The following is a 14,646-nucleotide window of genomic DNA, read 5'->3' as shown; positions in this document are numbered from 1 at the left end:
TAAAAAGGCCAGTCAAACCTATTGGTTAGGGGCACTCTCAAAACACATACTAAAGGGAAGTGATTGGGAAGCAAACTCTTCTTTTAAAGGAGATGTAAGTTTTTAAACAATCTATCTAGGCGTTTAGAAAATATGCGTAGTTGCCCTCATGCCAGAGTAACTCGCAAGGGTGTTCATACTTAAACAGAGATGATTTACGTAGATAGTACTAAAGGCTTAATGGATTTTGAGGACCTAAGTGCTTTTCTTAAGCCCCTTAAGAATAAGTCTTTAGTTAAGTAGCATGATTTTTTAAATTTCTTCTTTGATAGCCACAATTACGAGTTGATTCCTGCATAGACCGCCATCCGTATGCATTACTTAAAAAAAGAGCTTCTTCATTTGTTAGAGAGCAATACTCATTTCTTTTCTTTTTTCCAGGAGTCAGGCCTGTGGATTTGGGACGTACAACACCCTGAAAACTACTGGATAAGTCCTAATTTCTGGGTCAAACTAGGCTATGAAACGCACGAAATTCCAGATCTTCTTTTAGACTGGAAAAAGTTGATTCATCCCGATGATATTGCTTTACTGGAAAAAGAGTTAAGCTCGAATCTAGCCAGCCCCGAAAGCAGCTTCGATACGCCCATCCGCTACCTTCATAAACAGGGTTACATCATGTGGTTGCGATGCCGGGGCATGGCTCTGCGAAACGAAGAGGGCCAGGTTCAGCTAATAACCGTCAGTCACATTGATATTACCAATGAGAAAGAGTCCGAGCTTAAAGCTCGTCAGCAGTCGCTGCTGTACGAATACATTTTAAATAGTCAGGTTCTATACGTAGCTAAAATAGATTTGGAAGGTCGTTATACCTTCATTAGTGAGAATTACGCTAATGCCTTAGGTGAACCCGTAGAAAACCTGCTAGATACATTAGCGACTACCTATATGGTTGCCGAAGACATAGATGTCTTTAGGCAAGGCGTTGAATTCTGCCGAAAGAATCCTTTGGTGTCTTATACCATCCAGATAAAAAAACGCTTACCTGGAAAGGCCCTACAGGCCTATGAATGGAGTATGACAGGACTGGAAGATAGCTTTGGGCAAGTCAATGAAATTCTAGGTCTTGGGCGGGACGTAACTCAAACGATGCGAACGGAAATCAACTTATCCGTTTTGCTTTCTTCCATGAGTGATATTCTCTCTATGACTACCCCTGAAGGAGTCGTTACCTATCTATCGCCCGCCTGGACTAAAATTCTGGGTTACCCGGTAGAGGATTGCCTGGGGAAAACAATGGAAGACTTCATACATCCCGATGATTTGCCCGCTGCCTTTGAAATGATTGGTAAGGTTAATGAAGAGCTACCCGCCTGCTTTGAGCACCGCATCAAACATCAGAAGGGGCATTACTTGTGGATGGAAACCAAAGCCAACCGTCAGGAAGTAAGTGAAGAAATTGTATGGACCAGTCACGATATTGATAAGCGTAAGAAGGCCGAAGAAGAATTACTTAAGACCAAGGTCTTACTCGAAGAAACCAGTCGGATGGCTAAAGTAGGGGCTTGGGAATATAACATTGATCAGCAGCGGTTGTACTGGTCAGATGTAACCAAAGAAATTCATGAGATTCCTCTGGACGAAAATCCCGACATGAGGCACGGAATTAGTTTCTATGCAACCACTCAAGCCAAAGAACGATTGGCCAGAGTGGTTGCCGAAGGCATTAAAAACGGGACGGCCTGGGATTTGGAAGAGCAGATTATTACGGCTAAGGGTAATCTTCGCTGGGTACGTACCATTGGGCAGGTCGAACAGATCAATGGAAGATCTGTACGTCTATTTGGGACCTTTCAGGATATTGATGATTTGAAAACGGCTCAGGGGCAAATCGAAAAAGCCCGTCAGCAGGCTGAATATGCCAGCAGTGCTAAATCTGAGTTTCTGGCTAATATGAGTCACGAAATCCGAACACCGCTCAATGGAGTAATTGGCTTTACTGAACTGTTGTTAAAAACCCCTCTTGACGAAACGCAACAGCTCTACCAAAAAACAGTTTACGAATCGGCTCACTCGCTATTGGGCATTATCAATGATATTTTGGAGTTTTCAAAAATTGAAGCCGGTAAATTGTCGCTGGTAATAGAGAAAACAGAACTCGAGCTGCTCTGCCATCAGTCCCTGGCTTTAGTAACTACGCAGGCACAAAACAAAGGGCTGGAAGTATTGCTGAATATTGAGCCCAACGTTCCCCGCTGGATTTGGGTCGATGAGCTTCGGTTGAGACAGATTCTGGTTAATTTACTAAGCAATGCCGCCAAGTTTACTCTCCAGGGCGAAATCGAATTAAAGGTAGAGTGTCTGGCCCTAGAGTCTGAGCAGGCTCGTCTTCGTTTTACAGTACGGGATACGGGTATTGGTATTGAAAAAGAGAATCAACGTAAAATATTTGAAGCCTTTTACCCAGGAGGATCTTTCAACTACTAAAAAATTTGGAGGAACGGGCTTAGGCCTTACCATTTCAAGCCGCTTGTTGCGACTCATGAACAGCCAGTTTGAGCTTTCAAGTAAGCTAGGAAAAGGGAGTTGTTTCAGTTTTGAGTTATCCGTGCCCGCCGCTAGCGAAGACTTGGCATCTAGTAAAGATTGGCCCCACTTAAACCGGATTCATTCGGCCTTAGTAGTGGACGATAATAAAGTTAGTCGGAGCATTCTCAAGCAAATACTCGCCCAGCAAAACATCGCCTGTTATCTGGCTAAAAATGGAATCGAGGCCCTGGAAGTGACTCAGGAGCAGATATTTGATGTGATTCTCATGGATTATCACATGCCCTTTTTAAATGGGGTAGAAACGTTGGAGAAAATGCGAGCTTCCAGCGACCAGGCTTTACCACCCGTATTAATAATGAATACGATTTATGAAGGTCTGGAATTAGAAAAGAGTGGAAAGGCCCTGCTGCCGAAACCTGTGAAAAGAACGGAGCTTCTCACGGCTCTTTCCAACCTTTTTGAAGAGGAGCAATCCATAACCCCCGAACCCCCCGCTGAGCCAGTAAGTGATACTCCTCTGCAAACCCTAGCTTCCATTTTAGTAGTAGAGGACAATGCCGTCAATCGGTTATTAGCTAAAAAGCTCATCGCCTCACTTCGGCCTGAACTCACTATTTACGAAGCTCATAATGGAATTGAAGGGGTAGAAGCGTTTACCCGCTACCGACCAGATCTGATTCTAATGGATATTCAAATGCCAGAAATGAATGGCTACGAAGCTACCCAACAGATTCGTCAGATTGAAACGGGGCATATTCCTATACTAGCCCTGACGGCCAGTATTCTACCTTTGGAAAGAGAGCGGTGTTTAGCTGCTGGAATGGATGATTACTTAACCAAGCCCATTGCAAGAACGGTGCTGGAGCAGGCCCTTGAACAGTGGTTACCTTTGCCCAATTCTAATTAATATTTAGGGCTGGGTTTTGATCTTTGCAAAGCGATTCATCGGCGTACATTTAGCGGTGGAGATGACGGGCTGAGCCTGGTATGGTAATTTATTGTTATTAGTTAAGAAACAATGATTTAATGGGTAAATATTTACGATTTTAGGCTTACTAGCGTTAACCCTACGCTTTACAGACGCCGCCACCTGTAATAAAAGGGAAGGGCAATGCCGGTATTGCCTAAACCGACTCCCCAGGAGCCGGTTTTTTTATGAAAATCGGGTAGAATGTAGAAAAAAAATAGCCCACCGCTTAAGAGGTGAGCTAGGATACGATTCAGGTACAATACTCCATCAAATTGGCGGTTTATCTAAAAGCGTTAAAGGGTGATTTATAAGGATTGTCGTTTATACTAAGAGATCCTGAATGAAGAAATGGTTACTCTTACCAAGTGAAACGTTCGAGTAGACCTTGGCTTACACTGGTAACGTAATAGCTATTACCCTGTCTTTCGATGGCAGAAGGACCTCGCAAATCGCCTACTAAGGTTTTGCCCAGTGTGTTGGCAATGCGACCCGAAGGAAGGCTGGGGTTAAAAATGCCATCGGATACGAATTCAATTACCACTGGTTTGTTTCCTTCTGAAAGCGTCAGATCCATCAGGGTGGTATAATTAGACTGATAAATGCTGACTACTCCTTGCGGGCTAACTTGGTAAATCACGGCTGAGCCTTTAGTGAATGGTCCACCCGAAAGCGTAGTTACCAGGAAGTTAGTACCATCAAAGACAATTCCCGTGGGCACTGCTTCCTGAGCGGGAGTTACATTCGGTAAATGAGCCAGTAACTGGAGTTTTCCCGTGCCTTTTTGCCGTTTGATTACCGCGTTGGTACCCGCGTCTGCAATGACGATATTACCACTAGCATCCGATGTCAGATTATAGGCATTTGAATTCAAGGGGGTTACTAATTTCAGACTATCTATAAAAGGCCGCAATGCCTGGCTGGTTAGATTAGCCTGGCTTAAGGGCTGGTTAGGGTTTAGTTGAGAGGTTTTTACGCTAAAGAGCGTTCCCAGAGCTCCGTGCAAGAAGTAAAGCGAATCGTTAGCAAAAAGCATGTGGGTAATGCCAATAAAGAAAGCGGGACCATCAGGCATGGAAGGTAATCCCTGAATGACGGGTTTGGCCTGGTTGTTTTCGACCAGCGAAATCTGGCTATTGTTTTGCCCGGTTCCCACTTCCGAAACAAATAAGCGACCCTGAGGATCAAAGGTTAGACCCGTAGGGCCATTTAAACCGCTTACCAGAATTTCTCGCTGAACGGTGCCCGCTGCTGGCCCTTCATGGTCGGTACAACTCAGTGTAAAAAGCCCAAGGCTAACGAATAAGAGTACTTTTGAAAATAGAGAAAGCGTTTTCATAGATTTAATGGATTGGATATGAATGAATAGGATTGAGGTGAAGTTCTGACCTTGTTAGTGGCAAGAAAAAACTTCAAAACTAGTTTGAAATAGAAGTATTGTATTAGGAGAATTCCAGTCTATAAGCCCTTATGGCATGCTCTAGAATTGGAATGTAACGCTCACCTAAGACTCAGAACCCGTATAAAGATAAACTTCAGCTAGTTCTAAGGAAGTATGATTGATGATAAGCCAGAAAGGCTTAGGAGTCGTTTGTTAAGGGGCAAGTAAAGATGTCTGTAAATATCTGAAATACAAGACTAATGTATGTGAACCGTATCTTTTTAGCAGTGAAATAACCTTCTTTGTTTGTAAGGCATCATCACCATCTTTTTTTATAAAAATGCAAAATCAGGCGTATATAAAGAACGCTTCGAACGCAGAAAGGGCCAAATGCACCATTCCCTTATGTTATTCAGAAGTCATTTTAGAGCGTCTCGGACAGGCTCTTTATTTAAAAGCAGATACCTTAAAGTTTATATTCTATCAATGAAGGATACGAAAGCCTTTTCAAGCTGGGTTACGCTCACGCAACCCTAGCTTCTAAAGAAGCCTCTAAAAAATTGAGCAATCTTACGATAAACATGATTTAACGTTTCAAGCAGGATGCTGGTAAAACGAAGGTATAGATTTATTTGGCTTTTTTTAGAGGAAACTCCGGGGGCAAAGTTTGGCTTCTACCGTCGCTTAAATAAATACGGTTATTTTTTTCGTCGAAGCTTTTAATGTGTCGGGTATTAACTAGAATGTGCGGTAGATGCGGACTCAGTAAGGTAAAATCGTAGTTTTCCTGTAAAGCCAAACTCACTTTATCCAGCACCGTATCTGACTCAATTCGGTTGCCGTTGATGAGATGAATGGTGTAGGGAGTAGCCAGGAACGAAATATTCTCCACGGCAATGTATTCACGGACACCTTTGCGAACATCCACCTGTACACGATCCCGAACGATAAGTTCTTCTTCTTCTACTTCAGGTTCCAATCGGTTCGATAATTCCCAGGTACGAATGGTTTTAGTCATGAGTTCATTTTCCACAAGAAATCCATCATGACCATACAAAGAATCAATTTCAGTCAATTCAGCCTGGGGAATGTACCGAGCTAAAAACCGCTGTTCTTCCACCGGAAACAAGACATCCGATTGAATACCAATGATTAGTGTCTGGGCTTTAATTCGGTTAAGAGCCGCCATAGCTCCGCCTCGGTTTCTTCCCACATCGTGCGAATCCATCATTCGCGACAAACTATAGTAAGAGAAAGCGTTGAATCGTGAGGCAATTTTTTCGCCCTGATATCGCTGGTAAGAGCTAGCCCGGTAGTGATCAATTACCGATTCTTCGCGGGCTTGCGTATACTCGTACATCACCGCACTGCGGTAACTCAGCAAGGCCGTAGCCCGGGCGGCTTTCATGCCCGCAGTACCTGCGTCGGCCCGGCGTTCCTGCCAGGTCTGATCGGCCTCAATAGCCATCCGTTGGGATTCATTGAAGGCAATACCCCAGGGTGACATCCGGGCGTTAGTAGCAATAAGAATCAGTTGCTTGAAAAGCTCGGGTTTCTGAATGGCCCATTCCAGAGCCTGCTGTCCGCCAAGCGATCCACCTACGAGCATGCAAAGCTGCTGAATCTGCAAATGCTCCCGTAGTAAATCCAGACTTTTAACAACATCACGAATGGTTACGAGCGGAAAATCCTGATAATAAGGTTCCTGCGTAAGCGGATTAACTGATAAGGCCGAGGTAGAACCATAAGCCGAACTCAGCACATTCGCACAAATAATGAAATACTGTCGGGTATCTAATAGCTTTCCTTCGCCCACTAATCCGCTCCACCACTCAGTAACGTCTGAATTTCCCGTGAGGGCATGACAAATCCAGACGGCATTATCGGCCCGGTCATTAAGCTTTCCAAAGGTATGATAAGCTACCTGAATTTCGGGTAGGGTCTGTCCGCATTCTAAGTCAAAAGGATGCGGGTAATGAAATAGTTGTAACTCAGACAAAGCGTAAGCAATCAGTTAAGGACTTTCAAGTAAGTCAGTATGCAAATCGAGTGAAATAAGGTCGGAGCCAAAGCCCCGACCCTGGAGGCTAGGAACCTGAAACGGCCTGAATGGCCTGCTCTAGGTCCGCCTTAATGTCTTCAATGTGTTCAAAACCCAGCGAAATTCGGAGTAATCCCGGTTCTACGCCCGCCGTAGCTTGCTCGGCGGCTGAAAGCTGGGAGTGCGTCGTGCTGGCGGGGTGGATGATGAGCGTTTTCGCATCGCCCACATTAGCCAGGTGACTAATCAGTTTTAAGGAATTAACTAACTGATCTGCCGCTTCTTTTCCCGCTTTAAGCTTGAAGGTCAACACGCCGCCAAAGCCACGGGTTAAGTACTTCTGAGCCAGGGCGTGGTAGGGACTACTCGCCAAACCGGGGTAATTCACATATTCTACTGCCGGATGGTTTTCCAGCCAGGTCGCCAGAGCCAGAGCATTTTCGTTCGTCCGCTCTACGCGAAGCGAAAGCGTTTCGAGTCCCTGCAATAGTAAGAAGCTGTTGAAAGGAGCTTGAGAAGGTCCCCAATCCCGAAGTCCTTCTACCCGGGCCCGAATGATGAACTGAATATTACCGAAAGGACCATTAAAGCCGAATACATCATTTAATACCAGACCGTGGTAACTTGGTGAGGGTTCGGTAAACTGAGGGTACTTTCCATTGCCCCAGTTATAGGTGCCGCCGTCGATAATAACCCCTCCCATAGAAGTACCGTGACCGCCGATCCACTTCGTAGCCGAGCTAACAACCACGTGGGCTCCGTGCTTAAGAGGCTGAGCAATGGCCCCGCCTGCTCCGAATGTATTATCTACGATAATGGGCAGATCATACTTCTTAGCCAGGGCTGCGAAGGCTTCAAAATCGGGAATGTTAAATCCAGGGTTACCAATAGTTTCCAGATACAGGAACTTGGTGCGATCGTCAATGAGCCGTTCGAATGATTCGACTTTATCGCCTTCAGCAAAACGGGCTTCAACGCCAATATTTTTAAAGGAATTCTTAAACTGGTTATAGCTGCCGCCGTATAAATAGGAAGTCGTTACAAAGTTATCGCCAACGGTAGTAATGTTATTGATGGCAATAAACTGAGCCGCATGCCCCGAAGCCACCGAAAGGGCTGCCACGCCGCCTTCCAATGCCGCTATGCGTTTTTCAAACACATCGTGGGTGGGGTTCATAATGCGTGAATAAATGTTCCCAAATTCCTGAAGGGCAAAAAGCCGGGCTCCGTGAGCGGAATCATCGAACTGATAAGCCGTGGTTTGATAAATAGGAACGGCCCGGGCCTTAGTGGTTGGGTCAATCTCTTGGCCAGCGTGTAACTGGAGCGTTTCAAAACGTAATTCAGACATGTTGTTGCAGAATTAATGCGTGAATAAAAGATAGAGTTTAGAGTAAGTGTTTGAAACGAATCGTTTCTGCATGCAATCCACAACAAGAAGAAGTGCCCCCTGCGTAGGCGGATGAACTAAGAGTCAGGAAATCTGAGATGGAAAAAGAGGGCAGAATAGCAGCCCCCAATAAAAGGGTCGTCCGGTGCATGAAAGTTCGCTTTACTTATCTCTCCCCGGAGACCTTCCCCAGGGCAGGAATTAGCACCTTGTTTTCACCTCGTTGAAAATAGGTTGCCAGCGGTTCACAGAGCCCGTCTCTCCCCGCTTCTCGATAAGTCAGCATCTGGAACGGGCTGACTTTTCAAAGGCAAACTTAAAAAGGAATAGGCAAATGTGGAAAGAGCCGGATCGTTTTTTGTTCATTGGGGGTTATAATTACTTTGATTCACGCAAAATCAGTAACGAAAAGGCAGGGGATAATTATCAGGAGTGAACTTTCCCATGCTGATCTGCTACTTTTGTAAAAAACGTCAGTTGATGTACTGACACGCATACGTTATGGAAAACCCCGTCCTTATTTTTGGAGCCAAAGCTTTGGGTAAAACGGCTCTTGATATTTTTAATCGCAACGGCGTCATTGTGTACGGGTTTCTAGAAGACGAAACGAGCCTGCACGGAACCGAAATTGGTGAGGTATCAGTCTTTTCAGCGACTGACGATGAAGGATTTACTGAACTCATTGGAAATAAATGTGAAGCTTTTATAGCAGTAGAAGATCGGACCGAACGCAAAACACTGGTTGAGTACCTGCACGAAACTCGCCAGACGCAGCCTGTTAATGCTGTACATCCCTCGGCCATTATCTCGGAAGATGCTCACATCGGCCACGGAAATCTGATTGCGGCTGGCGTTATTGTTCAGACGTTTTCCAAAGTGAGTAACCACTGTATTCTCCACGCCGGAGTTATCATTGATACCGAAACTGTCCTGGAAGACTTTGTTCAGGTAGGAGCGGGGAGTGTAATCGGAATGGGAGCTAAAGTGGGAGAAAACACTTTCATTGGTTCTGGCGTAACGATTGTAGGCGGCGTCGAAATTGGGAAAAATGCCCGAATCGGAGCGGGGTCTGTCGTCATTGAAAACGTCGCGGCGGGTGCTACGGTCTTCGGTAATCCGGCTAAAAAGGTATAAAGTACGATCTCGATTTTATCAAAAGGGGTCCGGTTTAACGCATGTAACCGGGCCCCTTTTTGTTGCTACATGTATTAATAGACAGCTTCACTATTCTAGGTATAGTGCAAAACTGGGTTTATAGATTCTTCGTTCTACCACCTCTATGAGCTTAACATAAGTTATAAGAGTTATAGAAATTAAAAGAAGCGAATAAAGAAGTCTTGAAATATAAAAAATATAATTGAACTATTTTGCTAATATTTGGTAATGTTTATGAAAATATGGGTGCTTTAAGCTAATTAATGAATTGTTAATGAGTGTTTTTACTCTTAAAATTAGTGTAGTTAACATTTCGTATGGTATAATTTTTTGAAGACTTATTTAGCTTTGCTACTATAAAAAAAATGAATTATAAGAATGTAATTTTTTTCGATGAAACGTTTGAAATGACATCCATCTAGTAGATTTTCTCGTATTTATCTTTTGGAATTTCGTTCAGCAATTCTAAACAAAGTTGAATTATCCTTGTATATATTCTTTATAGACTCTAATTTAGGTAGAATTGGTTTCGAAAAGATTATTAGTTCTGTTCTAATAGAATTGATAAGTGTTTGAAACCTATCAGCGTGATAGTCAAAACTGATCTTGCTTTTTGTTGAACAGGTAGCTCAGTTTAGGGTAACAGGTCGATTTTACCGAGACTATTCCACCTTAATACACCGCTACAATTATGAATACGGAATTTGATGAAGTAGTTTCGCTATCTGAAAAAAACGAAGTTCGTTTGCGTGCGGGTGCTCAGATAGAAGCTAAAATGGCTCCTGAGACTCCTAATACAAGTGTGCCCCCCGTCCCCACTACTGAAAAGTCAATGAGTTCTACGAGTATATGGCAGCGTTTGAAAAACCGCTTTTTTACAGGGCAACAGCCCGATCTGGAAGAGCCCATTAAAGACTGCTTTTGGAAAGTTGATATACATTCACACCTTCTGCCAGGAGTAGATGACGGAGTTTCATCCTGGGAGGAAACCCTGGCCTGTTTAAAACAACTTTCCGAATGGGGTATAACTAAAGTAGTAACTACGCCCCACGTCAGCCGAGATTGGTTTCCTAACAAATACCATCATTTACTTGAGGGTCAGGAGCAATTGCAGTCCCTGGTACGGGAGCATAACCTCCCCCTAACGATTGAAGTAGCCGCCGAATACCTTCTTGATGATTTTTTCCTTGATTTATTAAAAAGCCGGGAAGTGTTAACCTTTGGCCCAGAAAAGTATATATTAGTAGAAACGGCCTGGTCTTCGGCTCCGCTGCATCTCTCAGATTTAATTTTTCGCATTCAGTCGGCGGGATACACGCCCATCCTGGCCCATCCGGAGCGGTATAAATATTATAAAAATTTTGAAGCCGAACTAGCCCATCACCGAGAGGCTGGTTGTTTGCTACAACTCAATGCAATGTCACTTACGGGCAAGTATGGAGAGCAGGCCCGTCGACAAGGAAAAATCCTATTGCAAAAAGGCTGGGTAGACTTTATAGGTAGTGATCTGCATCGGCCAGCGGATTTACCCCGATTCGAGAAGATTTTTTCCTTGCCAGAATTCAAGCAATTAACTCAGCAACCATTGCAGAATTCTAAGTTGTTATGATTATAACAAGAAATAGGATTTTACCAAGTTAGTACTATTCCTAGCTTGGCCATAGGACCGGATTGTTATGTAAATGTTGTGTTATCATTATATTTATTTTGAAGAATTCTGAAAAAATAGTTGAAAATACTGAGTAATTAGCGATTTTAATTGATTTTTGATAGTAAATTATATTTTTTTCAGGTTTACCCCTTCTAAAATTAGTTGTTCACGAAAAATTGTATTTTCTTTGAAAAAGAGTTCAGAGTTCGCCGCCATTTTGCACTATTTTAAGCTTTATATGTCTACCAGATCAATCCGCCGGGATCGGGTATCTTTAGTGAAGAATCTTGCTTCATTATCCGTCCTTGCCCTACTGCTTTCCGGTTGTGTATCCTCGAAAAACCTAGCTCTTTTTCAGGACGGCCCTAATACAACCGTTGATAGCTTAAGTATAGCGAAGCAATATACTCCAACCATACAGGTAGGAGACGTTCTTAATATCTCTGTAAATAGTTTAAATCCAGAAGCCTCTGCCATTTTCAATTTGCCCGAAAACATGGCTATGGTACAAGGTCAAGGATTGATGTCCTCTGCTAATCCATTAGCCTACCAGCCCGGGTATGTAGTTAGCAAAGAAGGATCGATTGATTTTCCAATGTTGGGTAAAATTACCGTAGCAGGGCAGTCATCCGCTCAAGTTGCTGCTCATATAAAGGAAAAACTTAAATCTTATTTGAAAGAAGCTTCCGTAAATGTTCGGAATGTAAACTTCCGTATTTCAGTGCTGGGTGAGGTAAATCATCCTTCATTGTTTCTAATTAATAATGAACAGGTAACCATTCTTCAGGCTTTGAGTATGGCGAGTGATCTGACCATTTTCGGAAAGCGGGAAAATGTATTAGTGATTCGGGAAGAGAATGGTAAAAAGACCTTTGCTCGTTTGGATCTGACCAAGCGGGATGTGTTCAGCTCGCCCTATTATTATTTACATCCGAATGACGTAGTATACGTAGAACCTAATCAGGCCCGGGCCGCTTCTACGGATAATACCTATCGGATAGCACCCATTGTCATTAGTGCGGCTTCGGCCGTACTGGTTTTAGTAAGTGTTCTGGTTCGAAGATAAGTACTAGTTAATCACGAAATCTAATTATTGGCAATCCACTCTATTTAATTTATGGCAACGAATAATCCTTATACCTCATATGTACCTTACCAGGTCGTAGAGACGGATCAGACAAACATTCGGGCAATCCTTCTTCGTTACCTTCGCAACTGGCCCTGGTTTCTGGGATCATTGGCAGTAGCGTTAGCAGCTGCTTATGTATACCTGCTTTATCAGCAACCCATTTACCGAACCCAAGCAAGCCTTTTAATCAAGGATGAAAAAAAAGGTGTAGATACGGGCGAGCTGATGAAACAGCTGGACATTTTTGGTCAGCAAAAGCTGGTAGATAACGAAATTGAAATTTTGAAGTCTTACACGTTAATGAATAAGGTGGTAAACGACCTAAATCTTGACGTTAAGTTCTTTGCTCCTACTACGTTTGGTAAGCGGGAAGTATACGGAGACATGCCAGTGAAAATGCTCATTGAACAAGCTAAGCCTGACTTGTATAAACAAAAACTGACACTTAGCTTTCCTGAGAACAATATCGTTCGTGTAAATGACCGTAATTATCAAGTAAATCAAAGCGTAGAAACCCCTTATGGTCGTCTTCGTTTCTTTGCTTCTAAACCCGTCATTAAAAGTGATGAGCAATACATTGCTCAAGTTGCCTCCCGAGCTCAGACTGTTGAAGCATATCTAAAGAATCTAAAAACGGAAACGACTAGTAAGCAGTCTACGGTTATTCAATTAACTTTAGAAGATGCAGTTCCAGCTAAGGCAGAAGCCATTTTAAATAAACTGATTGATGAGTATAACTCAGCAGCAGTAGAAGATAAAAATAAAACGGCTGCTAATACACTGAAATTTCTGGAAGAACGTCTGGGATTGGTTTCCAGTGAATTACAGAACGTAGAAAAAAACGTCGCTCAATATAAAACAGCTCAAGGGATTACTGATTTAAGTGCTCAAGCTCAAAGCTTTCTGCAAACGGTTCAGCAGAACGATGCTCAGTTGAGCCAAGTAAACATACAATTGGGAGCTATTGGGGACGTAGAAAGATACATTAACTCGCGTAGTGCTGAACGGACGGGGGCACCTTCCGCTGCTGCATTAAATGATCCTGTTCTACTGGGGCTTATTACAAAAGTATCTGAGCTAGAACTAGAACGCGAACGCCTAGCCCGTACTACTTCTGAACAAAACCCGATGCTGCAAACGCTGGAAAGTCAGATCAAGTCCATTAAGTCTAATATTCGTGAAAACGTGCAGTCGACTAAGGAAATTCTAAATACTTCCAGAAATCAGTTGATGGCTACGAACCGGAAAATGGAAGGTGTGATTCGCAGCATTCCTCAAAAAGAACGTTCGCTTATTGATATCTCACGTCAACAGGCAATCAAAAATGATCAGTATACTTTCCTGCTACAGAAACGTGAAGAAACGGCTGTTTCCTACGCTTCTACCATTGCAGATAGCCGTACGGTTGACGCTGCTCGAAGTTCTAATGACCCCGTTAAACCTGTAGGTAAAATGATTTTTGCTTTATTTGGTTTGGTCGGTTTAGTTATTCCGGTGGCAGCTATGACTGCTCGCGATGCGATGAATAATCGAGTGATGCGTCGGACAGATGTAGAAGAGCTGACTAATGTACCTATTCTGGGTGAGGTAGTGAAGAGTAAAGATGCGGACCGATTGATTATGGCTCCTCAAAATCGCTCGGTGATTTCAGAACAGATTCGTACCATCCGTACCAATCTCCAATTTCTTAAGGCTGCCTCTGATAGTCAGGTGCTTCTGTTTACTTCTAGTATATCAGGCGAAGGAAAATCTTTCGTATCACTTAATCTTGGGGCTAGTTTGGCACTGGTGGATCGTCCGACGGTTATTCTAGAAATGGACTTACGTAAGCCTAAACTTCGTGAATCTTTAGGAATGCCTAATGGTATTGGAATTAGCAATTACCTAATTGGTGAGTGTACTCTGGAAGAGGCTTTACAACCCATCCCTGGTTACGATAATTATTACCTGATGCCGAGTGGTCCAGTTCCACCAAATCCTTCGGAGTTATTAAGCAGCCCACGTCTGGAGCAATTGATGAAAGAATTACGGGAACGCTTCAGTTATGTTTTGGTGGATTCACCGCCGATTGGTTTGGTTACGGATGCTCAATTAGTAGCCCCCTTTGCTGATACTACGATGTATTTGGTACGTCACGATGTAACACCCAAACATTACCTGAAAATGATCGATACGCTCTATAAGGAGCAACGTTTTCAGAAACTAAATATCATCCTTAATGGCGTAGGCGAAGGAGAAGCTTACTACTATAGCTATAGCTATGGCTATTATGGAGAGGACGAAAAGAAAAAATTAAATTAAAATACAGGTAGGGGAGTAGTTGCCCATTGCTCCCCTGCCCCAGTTGCTGAGTTCGTAATTAACCCGTTTAGTAAAATGCTGATTACTAAACCACCTGAAACT

Annotated in this window: 9 protein-coding genes and 1 riboswitch; of the genes, 6 read left to right on the top strand and 3 right to left on the bottom strand. The window is 43.3% G+C overall.

The window, feature by feature from the left end:
- Nucleotides 1–351: 351 nt before the first annotated feature.
- Nucleotides 352–2,466, top strand: coding sequence for a PAS domain-containing protein (locus QE357_RS19345; protein WP_309710926.1), 2,115 nt, complete (start codon nucleotides 352–354; stop codon nucleotides 2,464–2,466).
- Nucleotides 2,429–3,436: a response regulator gene (locus QE357_RS19340; protein ID WP_309710923.1), complete on the top strand. Its 1,008-nt coding sequence runs from the start codon at nucleotides 2,429–2,431 to the stop codon at nucleotides 3,434–3,436. The genes QE357_RS19345 and QE357_RS19340 overlap by 38 nt, the downstream gene beginning before the upstream one ends.
- A 421-nt stretch (nucleotides 3,437–3,857) precedes the next feature.
- Here QE357_RS19340 and QE357_RS19335 read toward each other — a convergent pair whose 3' ends face one another.
- The 3 genes from QE357_RS19335 to QE357_RS19325 all read right to left on the bottom strand — a co-directional run bounded on the left by QE357_RS19335 (nucleotide 3,858) and on the right by QE357_RS19325 (nucleotide 8,269).
- Nucleotides 3,858–4,835, bottom strand: coding sequence for a ScyD/ScyE family protein (locus QE357_RS19335; protein ID WP_309710921.1), 978 nt, complete (start codon nucleotides 4,833–4,835; stop codon nucleotides 3,858–3,860).
- A gap of 670 nt (nucleotides 4,836–5,505) precedes the next feature.
- Nucleotides 5,506–6,876: a homoserine O-acetyltransferase gene (gene metX / locus QE357_RS19330; protein ID WP_309710918.1), complete on the bottom strand. Its 1,371-nt coding sequence runs from the start codon at nucleotides 6,874–6,876 to the stop codon at nucleotides 5,506–5,508.
- An 88-nt stretch (nucleotides 6,877–6,964) separates the two neighbouring features.
- Nucleotides 6,965–8,269 (bottom strand): O-acetylhomoserine aminocarboxypropyltransferase/cysteine synthase, encoded by a 1,305-nt coding sequence (locus QE357_RS19325; RefSeq protein ID WP_309710915.1) that lies wholly within the window; start codon nucleotides 8,267–8,269, stop codon nucleotides 6,965–6,967.
- 202 nt (nucleotides 8,270–8,471) lie between these two features.
- Nucleotides 8,472–8,589, bottom strand: a riboswitch (SAM riboswitch).
- A gap of 220 nt (nucleotides 8,590–8,809) precedes the next feature.
- Here QE357_RS19325 and QE357_RS19320 point away from each other — a divergent pair.
- The 4 genes from QE357_RS19320 to QE357_RS19305 all read left to right on the top strand — a co-directional run bounded on the left by QE357_RS19320 (nucleotide 8,810) and on the right by QE357_RS19305 (nucleotide 14,544).
- Nucleotides 8,810–9,442 carry a NeuD/PglB/VioB family sugar acetyltransferase gene (locus QE357_RS19320; RefSeq protein ID WP_106636918.1) on the top strand — a complete coding sequence of 211 codons (633 nt, stop codon included), beginning with the start codon at nucleotides 8,810–8,812 and terminating at the stop codon, nucleotides 9,440–9,442.
- Between the two features lie 712 nt (nucleotides 9,443–10,154).
- A complete protein-coding gene (locus QE357_RS19315; protein ID WP_232793699.1) occupies nucleotides 10,155–11,072 on the top strand; it encodes a tyrosine-protein phosphatase in 918 nt (305 codons plus the stop codon).
- Nucleotides 11,073–11,352: 280 nt separating this feature from the next.
- Nucleotides 11,353–12,180 (top strand): polysaccharide biosynthesis/export family protein, encoded by an 828-nt coding sequence (locus QE357_RS19310; RefSeq protein ID WP_106637090.1) that lies wholly within the window; start codon nucleotides 11,353–11,355, stop codon nucleotides 12,178–12,180.
- Between the two features lie 51 nt (nucleotides 12,181–12,231).
- Complete coding sequence (locus QE357_RS19305; RefSeq protein WP_309710908.1) at nucleotides 12,232–14,544, top strand: polysaccharide biosynthesis tyrosine autokinase; 2,313 nt, start codon at nucleotides 12,232–12,234, stop codon at nucleotides 14,542–14,544.
- The last annotated feature ends 102 nt before the right edge of the window (nucleotides 14,545–14,646 follow it).

The organism is Siphonobacter sp. SORGH_AS_0500, from assembly GCF_031453245.1.
Lineage (GTDB): Bacteria > Bacteroidota > Bacteroidia > Cytophagales > Spirosomataceae > Siphonobacter.
This window is presented reverse-complemented; position numbering and strand designations above follow the sequence as displayed.

Excerpts from the sequence above, each read along its gene's own strand:
- QE357_RS19345 (WP_309710926.1), top strand. The coding sequence starts at position 352 with ATGCATTACTTAAAAAAAGAGCTTCTTCATTTGTTAGAGAGCAATACT.
- QE357_RS19335 (WP_309710921.1), bottom strand. The coding sequence starts at position 4,835 with ATGAAAACGCTTTCTCTATTTTCAAAAGTACTCTTATTCGTTAGCCTT.
- QE357_RS19325 (WP_309710915.1), bottom strand. The coding sequence starts at position 8,269 with ATGTCTGAATTACGTTTTGAAACGCTCCAGTTACACGCTGGCCAAGAG.
- QE357_RS19320 (WP_106636918.1), top strand. The coding sequence starts at position 8,810 with ATGGAAAACCCCGTCCTTATTTTTGGAGCCAAAGCTTTGGGTAAAACG.
- QE357_RS19315 (WP_232793699.1), top strand. The coding sequence starts at position 10,155 with ATGAATACGGAATTTGATGAAGTAGTTTCGCTATCTGAAAAAAACGAA.
- QE357_RS19310 (WP_106637090.1), top strand. The coding sequence starts at position 11,353 with ATGTCTACCAGATCAATCCGCCGGGATCGGGTATCTTTAGTGAAGAAT.
- QE357_RS19305 (WP_309710908.1), top strand. The coding sequence starts at position 12,232 with ATGGCAACGAATAATCCTTATACCTCATATGTACCTTACCAGGTCGTA.